The 9,131-nt window shown below is 71.0% G+C and carries 13 protein-coding genes; 3 read left to right on the top strand and 10 right to left on the bottom strand.

Annotated features, from left to right (window positions below):
• The first annotated feature begins 21 nt into the window (after window positions 1-21).
• Window positions 22-465: a MarR family winged helix-turn-helix transcriptional regulator gene (locus tag ACLQ3K_RS19090; protein ID WP_426001117.1), complete on the top strand. Its 444-nt coding sequence runs from the start codon at window positions 22-24 to the stop codon at window positions 463-465.
• Here the strand turns inward: ACLQ3K_RS19090 and ACLQ3K_RS19085 are convergent.
• The 4 genes from ACLQ3K_RS19085 to ACLQ3K_RS19070 all read right to left on the bottom strand — a co-directional run bounded on the left by ACLQ3K_RS19085 (window position 462) and on the right by ACLQ3K_RS19070 (window position 3,399).
• The gene (locus tag ACLQ3K_RS19085; protein WP_426001116.1) at window positions 462-911 is read right to left on the bottom strand and encodes an acetyltransferase; all 450 of its coding nucleotides are present in this window, start codon (window positions 909-911) and stop codon (window positions 462-464) included. The two genes, ACLQ3K_RS19090 and ACLQ3K_RS19085, sit on opposite strands and share 4 nt — an antisense overlap.
• Complete coding sequence (locus tag ACLQ3K_RS19080) at window positions 908-1,513, bottom strand: hypothetical protein (protein ID WP_426001115.1); 606 nt, start codon at window positions 1,511-1,513, stop codon at window positions 908-910. Before ACLQ3K_RS19080 ends, ACLQ3K_RS19085 begins: the two co-directional genes overlap by 4 nt.
• 109 nt (window positions 1,514-1,622) lie before the next feature.
• Window positions 1,623-2,081 (bottom strand): peroxiredoxin, encoded by a 459-nt coding sequence (locus ACLQ3K_RS19075; protein WP_224645903.1) that lies wholly within the window; start codon window positions 2,079-2,081, stop codon window positions 1,623-1,625.
• A 49-nt stretch (window positions 2,082-2,130) separates the two neighbouring features.
• Window positions 2,131-3,399 carry an AAA family ATPase gene (locus ACLQ3K_RS19070; protein ID WP_426001114.1) on the bottom strand — a complete coding sequence of 423 codons (1,269 nt, stop codon included), beginning with the start codon at window positions 3,397-3,399 and terminating at the stop codon, window positions 2,131-2,133.
• Window positions 3,400-3,467: 68 nt separating this feature from the next.
• Between ACLQ3K_RS19070 and ACLQ3K_RS19065 the strand changes: the two genes are divergently transcribed.
• Both ACLQ3K_RS19065 and ACLQ3K_RS19060 read left to right on the top strand, forming a co-directional pair.
• Window positions 3,468-4,100, top strand: a complete 633-nt coding sequence (locus tag ACLQ3K_RS19065; RefSeq protein WP_426001113.1) for a DUF2461 domain-containing protein — start codon at window positions 3,468-3,470, stop codon at window positions 4,098-4,100.
• A gap of 28 nt (window positions 4,101-4,128) precedes the next feature.
• The gene (locus ACLQ3K_RS19060; protein ID WP_426001112.1) at window positions 4,129-4,584 is read left to right on the top strand and encodes a YbaN family protein; all 456 of its coding nucleotides are present in this window, start codon (window positions 4,129-4,131) and stop codon (window positions 4,582-4,584) included.
• Here ACLQ3K_RS19060 and ACLQ3K_RS19055 read toward each other — a convergent pair.
• The 6 genes from ACLQ3K_RS19055 to ACLQ3K_RS19030 form a co-directional block, all read right to left on the bottom strand.
• Window positions 4,565-4,915 carry a hypothetical protein gene (locus ACLQ3K_RS19055; protein WP_336671993.1) on the bottom strand — a complete coding sequence of 117 codons (351 nt, stop codon included), beginning with the start codon at window positions 4,913-4,915 and terminating at the stop codon, window positions 4,565-4,567. The genes ACLQ3K_RS19060 and ACLQ3K_RS19055 overlap by 20 nt on opposite strands.
• 90 nt (window positions 4,916-5,005) lie before the next feature.
• Entirely contained in the window at window positions 5,006-5,437 is a 432-nt protein-coding gene (locus ACLQ3K_RS19050) for a VOC family protein (protein ID WP_224645898.1), read from the bottom strand.
• Between the two features lie 131 nt (window positions 5,438-5,568).
• Window positions 5,569-6,567, bottom strand: coding sequence for an acryloyl-CoA reductase (locus ACLQ3K_RS19045; RefSeq protein WP_426001111.1), 999 nt, complete (start codon window positions 6,565-6,567; stop codon window positions 5,569-5,571).
• 39 nt (window positions 6,568-6,606) lie between these two features.
• Window positions 6,607-7,038 carry a YdeI/OmpD-associated family protein gene (locus ACLQ3K_RS19040; protein WP_426001110.1) on the bottom strand — a complete coding sequence of 144 codons (432 nt, stop codon included), beginning with the start codon at window positions 7,036-7,038 and terminating at the stop codon, window positions 6,607-6,609.
• Window positions 7,039-7,066: 28 nt separating this feature from the next.
• On the bottom strand, window positions 7,067-7,402 hold the full coding sequence (locus ACLQ3K_RS19035) for a VOC family protein (RefSeq protein ID WP_426001109.1): 336 nt from the start codon (window positions 7,400-7,402) through the stop codon (window positions 7,067-7,069).
• Between the two features lie 13 nt (window positions 7,403-7,415).
• Window positions 7,416-8,912, bottom strand: coding sequence for an MDR family MFS transporter (locus ACLQ3K_RS19030; RefSeq protein ID WP_426001108.1), 1,497 nt, complete (start codon window positions 8,910-8,912; stop codon window positions 7,416-7,418).
• Window positions 8,913-9,131 lie beyond the last annotated feature (219 nt).

Genomic DNA, 9,131 nt, shown 5'->3' with positions numbered 1-9,131 from the left:
GACGCCTGCTAGGCTGAGCGTGTGGCGGAGGACGAGGAGACCTGCGATTTCGGCTGGTCCGTGGGAGTGTTGAACAAGGCGTACGCGGAGGCGGTGGCGCCGATCCTGGACCGGATCCCCCGCGGGGTGCGCGGCTACCAGACGCTGTACGCCGCCGCGACGTACGACCTGCCGACACAGCTGGCGCTCGCGGAGTACCTGCTCATCGACAAGTCGGTGATGCCGTACGTGGTGGACGACCTCGTCGACGCGGGACTCGTGCGTCGCGAGCCCTCCCCCACCGATCGCCGGGCACGGCGGGTCGTCCCCACCGATGCGGGGCTGGCGATGTTGCGCGAGGTGGGCGCGGAAGTCAGTGCCGCCGAGGCGGAGTTGCTCGGGCCGCTCTCCCCCGGCGACGCCGAGGTGCTGCGGCGCGCGGTCGCGATCGTCGCCCGGACGTCGCGCGACGGCTGCGCGAGTTAGTCCCGCGCCAGGGCCAGGTGCAGCAACGGGTACGGGCGGCCCTCGCCGTCGGCCGCGCTGCGGCCCGTCACGGCGAAGCCGCTGTGCGCGTAGAAGCCGACGGCCTGCGCGTTCTGCTCGTTGACGTCGACGGTGCGCACGCCGAGCTCGCGGACGGCGTGGTCGAGAAGGGCGCGGCCGACGCCGTGCCCCCGGGCGTCGGCATGCACGAAGAGCATCGCCAGATCGTCGCCGGCCGTGCCGGCGAACCCGGCCACGGCACCGTCGATCTCCGCGACGGTGAGCCGGACCTGCGGGAAATAATCGCTCGCGAGCCGCGCCTCGATGGCGTCGCGGTCGGCCTCGGCGAGGAAGTCGTGCGTGGCGTCGACGGAACTGCGCCACACCCGCACCAGCGCGGGATGGTCTGCGTCGGCGCCATTGCGGAGCGTGATCACTCCGGTCATTCTTCCGGACCTGTCGAGCGGTTTTCGCCCCACGGGTATCCCTTGGGACGATGCCGCGGCGGGATCAACGGCAAGCCGAGTTCCGGTGCGACCGCGTAGATGTAGCGCCTCACGTGGCGGGGCGCGGGCGCGGTCATCCACCCGATCGAGAACGACGCGGGACCGGCGGGATGAACCCATCGTCGTTGCCAACCCGTGAGGTCGTCAGACACCGATTCCAGCGCGGAGGCACGCGCGGACGGATGCAGCTGGAGTAGGAAGTCCGACCGATAGGTCACGCCCCTCGCATCCCGCTTCATCACCTCGATCCTCTGGATCTCCGACCAATCCCACTCGCGGAGTGCCGGATCCGCGACCCAGGGCAGAGCGATGCCCCTCGGCGACAGGACTGCCGCGACACGGCGCGAGGCCAGGAGAGCCGCCAGCGCCACGACGTAGCCCGCCGAAGCCACCCCCAGCGCGCCGACGACGGCCACCGCGGAGGCCGACTCACCCGCTTGCCGCATCCCCACACTCCCAACGAGTGCGAGCACCGCCATGCCTCCGTACGCCGCCAGCGCGATGAACCCCGCACCGCGGAACCCGAATCCGACGACGAACACCGGCGGGACCTCGCGCCCGAGAACACCGCCGCCGAACCTTCGCCCCATATCCGCCATCATGAATATTCGCGGGGTTGAAAGCAAATCTGCGCGGGGTTCCGGCGGCGCCTCAGGCCCGGAGAGCGGCGAGGGCGCGGTCGGCGTGGACCTGCATGTTCACCTCGGAGGCGATGACGTCGGCGACGGTGCCGTCGGGCCGGATCGCGAAGGTGGTGCGCTTGGTGGGCATGCCGGCCAGCTTGAGCAGTCCGTCGCGCTTCACGCCGAACGCCGTGGCCACGGCGCCGTCGACGTCGGAGAGCAGCGGGTAATCCAGGCCGTGCTTCGCCGTCCAGTCCTGCTGCTTGGCGACCGCGTCGCGGCTGATGCCGACGCGCTGCACGCCCGCCTCCGCGAACTCGGCGGCCAGGTCGCGGAAGTGGCACGCCTCCTTGGTGCAGCCCGGCGTGAACGCCGCCGGGTAGAAGAACAGGGCGACGGGGCCGGCGGCGAGCAGGTCGCTCAGCTTCCGCGGGGTGCCGTCCTGATCGGGCAGTTCGAAGTCGGGCGCGGTGTCACCGGGTTTCATGGCGACCACGCTAGTCCCCCGTCCGCCGGAGCGCCCCCGTCGGCGGCGCTCACAGGTACTGCCCGACCGGGACGGCCGCCAGCCAGCCACGGCGCCGCACCTCCGTGAGGAATGCCTCGAGGTCGGTGCCCGCATTGGCCAGGACGACGCGCCGAACGAGAGCGCCCACGTCGGCGCCGCTGGTCTCAGGCGGCAGAGCGTCGGCGATCGAGGCCACGTCGCCGTCGGTGAGGCCGAGGCCGACTGTGCGCCGTCGCAGGATGCCGATCAGCGCCTCGCGATTCGGGTAGCCCACCTCGACGACGCTGTCGAAGCGGGTCGCGCGGGTGGCGGCTCCGTCGAGTGAGCGCGGGTCGTTGGTCGTCGCGATGGTGAGCACCTCGGCGGACTGATCGACGCCGTCGAGCGCGTCGAGCAGCGACGCGAGCGCGGTGTCGTCGCCGTCACCGCGGCGACGGACCGCGAGGTCCACGTCGTCGAGGATCACGACGCACCGTCCGAGCTCGACGGCCGCCGCGTAGACCGACGCGAGCCCCGCGCCGATCGCGGCCGCGCCGACGACGATCACGGTGAAGTCGCCGACCAACTCGGCGGCGACCGCGCGGGAGACCGCCGTCTTCCCCACGCCGGGCGGCCCGCAGAGCAGCACACCGCGCGCGGCGCGGAAGCCGAGGCGTCGCAGCTGTTCCGCGTGGGTGGTGACCGCGCGGACGGAAAGGTCGATCTCGGCCCAGACCCGGTCGGGGACGACGACGTCGGCGCGGTCACCGGTGAGCTCGAATGCGCGGAAGGTCATGCCGCCGTGGAAGGAGACTGCGATCGCCCGCCCCTTGAGCGGGTTGAGTTCCTCTGCCGCGGCGCGGATCCGGTCACGGACCGCCTCGCCGACAGCGACGTCGCACGACCGGGTGACGACGCCGACGCTCAGCGTCTCGCGGTACTCGGTCTCGCAACGCAGCACGACCGGCGCATCGGCAAGGGTGCCCGCACGGAAGGCGAACGCCGCATCTCCGGGGATGCGGTCGGCGCCGTCCCCCAGGTCGATCGAGAGCCAGGACGGCGGGTCCGTGTGGCAGGCCGGTCCCGACTCGGCGTCGTGCTCGGCGACGAGCCGCGACACGGCGAGGCCCACCGCGACGGCCGTCGCGGGCGTGGTCGCGATCTTGATGACCGTGTGCTGCGCCTCGAGAACGCCGAGCGCGTCCTCCGCGAAGGACGTCGCGGTACGCGGCGTCACGTGGGCATCACCGAGCAGCGCGCGGATCACTTCCACGGCGCGCGTCACGTCCCGGTTCTCCCCGGTCAAGTCGATGGGCATCGGACGAACGGTAGGCGGGGAAGCCGTCCGGCGCCATCGAATATCCGGTCCGGCGGTAACCTCGGCGCATGAGCTTCACCGGATTCCCCGAGGCTGCGCTGGACTTCTACGACGACCTCGAGGCCGACAACTCGAAGGTCTTCTGGGAGGCGCACAAGGAGGTCTACAAGACCGCCGTCGCCGCCCCCATGTCCGCGCTGACCGAGGAGCTGGCCGACGAGTTCGGCACCGCGAAGATCTTCCGCCCCTACCGCGACGTCCGCTTCTCCAAGGACAAGACACCGTACAAGACGCACCAGGGCGCCTTCGTCGGCGTCGGCCCCGCGACCGGCTACTACCTGCAGATCGGCGCGCCCGGGGTGCGGGTCGGCGCCGGCTTCTACGAGGCGAGCCCCACCCGGCTGGCCGCATTCCGGAAGGCGATCGACAACGAGCTGTACGGTCCCGCGCTGGAGCAGGTCATCGCGAAGCTGCGCCGCAAGGGCTGGGAGATCGGCGGCGAGACGCTCAAGACCTCACCGCGCGGATGGGATCCCGACCACCCGCGGATCGACCTGTTGCGGCACAAGTCCCTCACCGTGATGCGCGACTACGGCTTCGAGGAGATCATCCACACGCCGAAGCTGGTGCCGCAGATCCGCAAGCACTGGCGCGAGACATCCGCGCTGCTGGACTGGCTCGTCGAGCACGGCGACGCCTGACCCCGCGGCCCTTCCCTACACTGGTGGCATGGCAGGGCGATCTCGACTGAAGTGGATGTGGTGGCTCTGCGCCTACATCGCGCTCGGCCTGGGCATCGTCGGCGTCGTCGTCCCGCTCATGCCGACCACCGTGTTCATCCTGATCGCGGCGTACTGCGCGGCGCGCGGTTCCGACACCCTGCACCGCAAGCTCCTCGAGCACCGGGTCTTCGGCCCGATGATCCGGGACTGGCAGGCCACCGGCGCCGTCAGCCGCAAGGCCAAGTACATGGCCGTCGGCAGCATGGCCGTGTGCGCCGTGATCCTGTTCCTCGTGACGCCGCACTGGTGGATCGCCGGCATCGGCACCGCGATCATGGCGATCGTGGGCACGTGGCTGTGGCTGCGCCCCGAGCCGACGCCCGATCCGACGCGCGGGCCTGAGCCCGCCGCCGACGGCGAGGCCGAGGCGGCCCCCGAGGCCGTCAGTCGTCCAGAGCAGTGACCGCGATCCCGTACGGCAGGAAGCGGACCTTCCGGGTGACATCGGTGTTGTGCTGGTTGGAGCGCAGCGCGTCGATCTCGGTGGCGTAGACCTGCTCGACGCGGGCTCCCCCGTCCTCGGCGGTGGCGATGATCGCCCACACCCCGTCGCCGGTCTCGCCCGCCGTCTCCGGCTGGCGCTTCGGGCGGCGGACGGCATCGTCGAACAGCCCGGAGAAGGCCTCCCGGCCCGCGGTGCCGCCGACGATCCGGCCGATCATGTCCCGGGCCTCGCGCGCGAGGTCGTCGAACTCGCCCGGACCGAACCCGAACGGGTTGTCGTTACCTGCCATGACTTGACTCCTCGAGCCGTAGGGACCCACTTGACTCCAGTGTCCACACCGGAGGGGACCACGGCCACCCCGTTCATCCAGGGCGAACCGTCAATCGAGGCAGAACTCGTTGCCCTCGACGTCGGCCATGGTGAGGCAGGACTCGTTCGCGCCGTCGGCCTCCTGCAGGTAGAGGCGGGTCGCACCGAGCTTCTCGAGTCGCGCGCACTCCGCCTCGAGGGCCGCGAGCCGTTCGGCGCCCACCATGCCGGTGCCGACGCGGACGTCGAGGTGCACGCGGTTCTTGACCGTCTTGCCCTCGGGCACGCGCTGGAAGAACAGGCGCGGGCCGACGCCGTTGGGGTCGACGCACGCGAACGCCGAGCCGTGCACCTCCGCCGGCAGCGACGCCTCGAAGGCGTCCCAGTCCTCGAAACCCGGCGGGGGCGGCGGCACGATGTACCCGAGCACCTCGCACCAGAACAGCGCGACGCGCTTCGGGTCCGCACAGTCGAAGGTCACCTGAATCTGTCTGACGGTCATGCGGAAACGGTAGCGGCGGCAGCGGCCAGATCTCGACCTCTTTTCAGGTCGCGCTCGCCGAACATGCGGTCATCGATCCAAGTGATCGTGAGGACGAACGACCGCACATTTCACCGCGACGCATCCGGCGGTTACCAGCCGCGGCCGAGATCCACAACGGCACGGCCGGTGTACCCGCCCGCGCGGAGGGCCTCGACAACGGTGTCGACACCGTCGATCCCGATGTCGTTGGCGACGAGGTCGAGATGCCGCGGGCGCAGGTCGGTCTCGATCCGCTGCCACAGGGCACGGCGGGGTTCGATCGGCATGAGCACCGAATCGATGCCGGCGAGGGTGACGCCGCGGAGGATGAAGGGCATGACCGTGGTCTTGAGGCCGGCGCCGCCGGTGAGGCCGCTGGCGGCGACGACGCCGCCGTAGTTGAGGGTGCTGATCACGTCGGCGAGCGCGGCCCCGCCGACGCAGTCGACCGCGGCGGCCCAGCGGCTCCTGCCCAGCGGCCGGGGCTTGGCGTCGGGGTCGAGCGGGAGCCGGCCGATGACCTCGGCGGCGCCGAGCTCGCGCAGGCGATCCGCGGCGGCGGGTTTGCCCGACGACGCCACGACCTCGTAGCCGAGGCCGGCGAGCAGGTCAATGCTGGTGGAGCCCACGCCGCCGGTCGCGCCGGTGACCACGACGGGCCCGGCATCGGGGGTGATGCCGGCGTCGAGGATGGCGGCGACGCTCATGGCCGCGGTGAAGCCGGCGGTGCCGATGGCGGCGGCCTCGCGGGTGCTCAGGGCAGCCAGCTTGACGGCCCATTCGGCGGGGACGACGGCCTGTTCGGCGTAGCCGCCGTCGCGGGCGGTGCCGATCTCGTAGCCGTGGGCGATGACGCGGTCGCCAGCGGCGAACTCGTCCGAGGTGGACTCCAGGACGGTGCCGGCGATGTCGATGCCGGGGACGATCGGGTACTGGCGCACCACGCCGCCGCCCGGTGTCAGAGCCAGGGCGTCCTTGAAGTTCACGCCCGAGAACTCGACGGCGATCCGCAGCTGCCCGGGCTCCAGCGCCGCCGGTTCGCGGGTCTCCACGCGGGTGGTCACCGCGTCGTCGGCGGATTCGGCGATCAGGGCCCGGAACTGGGTCATCGTGGTCTCTCCTAGGGTCTCGGCGGCTTTCCCGCGATCCTAGAGGGACGCGACGACGGCGGCGATGCGCCGCTCGCGGGTCTCGGCCCGCTTCGCCTCGGCCACGCCGCGCGCCGCCTCCTTGCGGCGGGTGTAGCTGAGGGCGTCGAAGGCCTCGCGGCGGCCCGCCGTCTGCAGCGCGGCGGCGAGATCGTCCGGGAGGTCGACGGTCCGCTCGGCCTCGTCGAGCTCGACCAGGGCGTCGACGGTGTCGCCGATCTCGACCTCGAGGTCCTTGCGTGCGGCCTTGGACAGGCCGATCAGGTTGCACCCACCCATGCCCGCGAGCCGCAGCCGCGCGGTGCGATCGCCGATCGTGACGCGCACCGCCGCGCGCTTGCCTCCGCCGAGTTCCTCGACCTGCGCATCGGTGAGTTCGATGGCAGTGGCCGGCCCGACCGGCTCCAGCGTGGTTCGTACGTGCAGTGCCATGCGTTCCATCGTCCCCGAATTCGTCGGGCTATGCGGGCCCGCCGCCGATCCCGACCTCGTTGCCGTCGGGATCGATGAAGACCGCCTTGCGCACACCGTTGTCGTAGGACTGCTCCGAGTCCGGCAGCAGTCCGCGTCCGGCCGCTGCGGCGAGAAAGGTCTCGAAGTCGCTGAGGAACAGCGTGACCGCGGAATGGCCCGCGTGCTCGGGGAGCAGCTCGACGTAGACGTACGCGTGCTCCCCCAGCGTCCACACGTGCTCGACGTCGTTGGGCGCGAACGACTCCACGTCGCCGAAGAGCTGCTCGCCCCACGCGATCGCTCGCGGTAGGTCGGTCACGGCGAGCCGTGCGAAGAGATCCATGACGGTCCCGGACTCAGTGATGCGCCGGGCCGGACGGGGCGGCACCGTCGACCTTGGAGGGCAGGAGCAGGGCGGCCACGACGACCACGACACCCATGAGCGCGGCGGCGGCGAAGGCCCACTGCAATCCGCCGACGAAGGCCTCCGGCTGGGAGGCGCCCGTCTCGGCGAGCCGGCTGGAGCGGTTCGACATGACGACGATGAGCGCCGCGGTGCCGATCGCGCCGGCGACCTGCTGGAGGGTGCCGAGCAGCGACGAGCCGTGCGAGTATAGGTGCTCGGGCAGGTCGCCGAGGCCGACGGTGAAGATCGGGGTGAAGACGGCGGCCAGGCTCACCATGAGCGCGACGTGGATCGCGACGAGGAGCGGGTACGGCGTGGTCGCGCCGATGCGGCTGAGCGCCGCGAGGGCGACCACGATCCCGATGGCGCCGGGGATCACCAGGGGGCGGGCGCCGACGCGGTCGTAGAGCTTGCCGACCTGCGGGCCGAGCAGGCCCATCGCCAGGCCGCCGGGCATCACCAACAGGCCGGTCTGCAGCTCGGACAGGCCGCGCAGTTCCTGCAGGTACAGCGGCAGCAGGATCATGGAGCCGAGGAAGGCCATGAAGCCGGCCGTCATCAGCAGCAGGGAGATCGCGAAGGTCCGATGCCGGAGGGTGCGCAGATCCAGCAGCGGCATCTCACGCTGCTGCAGGCGCACCTGGTACGCCGCGAAGGCGGCGATGAGCAGGACGCCGGCGACGACGATGAGGACCGGGCCGGTGACATCACCCGTGCCGATCTCACTGAGCCCGTACACCAGGCTGCCGAAGCCGCCCGCCGCGAGAACGACGCTGAGCCAGCTGATCGGCGTGCTCTCGGTCTCCCCGACGTTCTGCAGCTGCCGCATCCCGGCGACGCCGACGAGAACAGCGATCGGCAGCACGAAGACGAAGATCAGCCGCCACGAACCGAGGTGCAGGATCACTCCCGACACCGCCGGTCCGAGGGCGGGCGCGCACGACATGGCCAGGGTGACCTGGCCCATCACGCGGCCGCGGTCGCTCTCCGGGACGACGGTCATCAGCGTCGTCATGAGCAGCGGCATCATCACCGCGGTGCCGCCCGCCTGGACGACGCGTGCCGCGAGCAGCACCTCGAAGGTCGGGGCGATCGCGGCGAGGGCGGTGCCGGCGCTGAACGTCGCCATGGCCACCGCGTAGGCGGTGCGAGTGCTGACGCGCTGCAGGAACCAGCCCGTCACCGGGATCACCGCGGCCATGGTGAGCATGAAGACGGTGGAGAGCCACTGGGCAGCGCGGGCGTCGACGTGGAAGTCGGTCATGAGACGCGGGATGGCGTTGATCATGATCGTCTCGTTGAGGATCACGACGAAGGTGGCCGCGACCAGCAGCTTGATCACCAGCGGCGTACGCCCCGCCTGCTCGGTCCGCTCGGTCGTCGATGCGTCGGCGGGCTTCGTGAGGTCGGTGGGGGGATGGTCCATCTGTTCAGTGTGCGTGGCCATGGTGGCTTCCTCATAGTCGTTTTCCGCGGCGACCTGTCGATCGCCCTCATGAATACGACGAACCACTGACAGGTCTTTCGACATCACCCGCCGACCCGATTCGTGAATCCGGCGTTCTGCCGGCGCACGAGGCCAGATTTGGCCTCGTGTGCCCGGATTCCGCTGTTTTCACGAGCGTCGGCGCCCTGGCCGACCCCGGCGGACGGGGCTACCGTCGAT

This window comes from Tsukamurella sp. DT100 (genome assembly GCF_049844855.1).
Classification (GTDB): Bacteria; Actinomycetota; Actinomycetes; order Mycobacteriales; family Mycobacteriaceae; genus Tsukamurella.
Note: the sequence above shows the minus strand (reverse complement) of the source record. Positions and strands in the feature narration are given on the sequence as shown.

Bases quoted from the DNA above. Each gene is read 5' to 3' on its own strand.
- ACLQ3K_RS19085 (WP_426001116.1), bottom strand. From the start codon at position 911: ATGACCGGAGTGATCACGCTCCGCAATGGCGCCGACGCAGACCATCCC.
- ACLQ3K_RS19075 (WP_224645903.1), bottom strand. From the start codon at position 2,081: ATGAAACCCGGTGACACCGCGCCCGACTTCGAACTGCCCGATCAGGAC.
- ACLQ3K_RS19070 (WP_426001114.1), bottom strand. From the start codon at position 3,399: ATGCCCATCGACTTGACCGGGGAGAACCGGGACGTGACGCGCGCCGTG.
- ACLQ3K_RS19065 (WP_426001113.1), top strand. From the start codon at position 3,468: ATGAGCTTCACCGGATTCCCCGAGGCTGCGCTGGACTTCTACGACGAC.
- ACLQ3K_RS19060 (WP_426001112.1), top strand. From the start codon at position 4,129: ATGGCAGGGCGATCTCGACTGAAGTGGATGTGGTGGCTCTGCGCCTAC.
- ACLQ3K_RS19055 (WP_336671993.1), bottom strand. From the start codon at position 4,915: ATGGCAGGTAACGACAACCCGTTCGGGTTCGGTCCGGGCGAGTTCGAC.
- ACLQ3K_RS19050 (WP_224645898.1), bottom strand. From the start codon at position 5,437: ATGACCGTCAGACAGATTCAGGTGACCTTCGACTGTGCGGACCCGAAG.
- ACLQ3K_RS19045 (WP_426001111.1), bottom strand. From the start codon at position 6,567: ATGACCCAGTTCCGGGCCCTGATCGCCGAATCCGCCGACGACGCGGTG.
- ACLQ3K_RS19040 (WP_426001110.1), bottom strand. From the start codon at position 7,038: ATGGCACTGCACGTACGAACCACGCTGGAGCCGGTCGGGCCGGCCACT.
- ACLQ3K_RS19035 (WP_426001109.1), bottom strand. From the start codon at position 7,402: ATGGATCTCTTCGCACGGCTCGCCGTGACCGACCTACCGCGAGCGATC.
- ACLQ3K_RS19030 (WP_426001108.1), bottom strand. From the start codon at position 8,912: ATGGCCACGCACACTGAACAGATGGACCATCCCCCCACCGACCTCACG.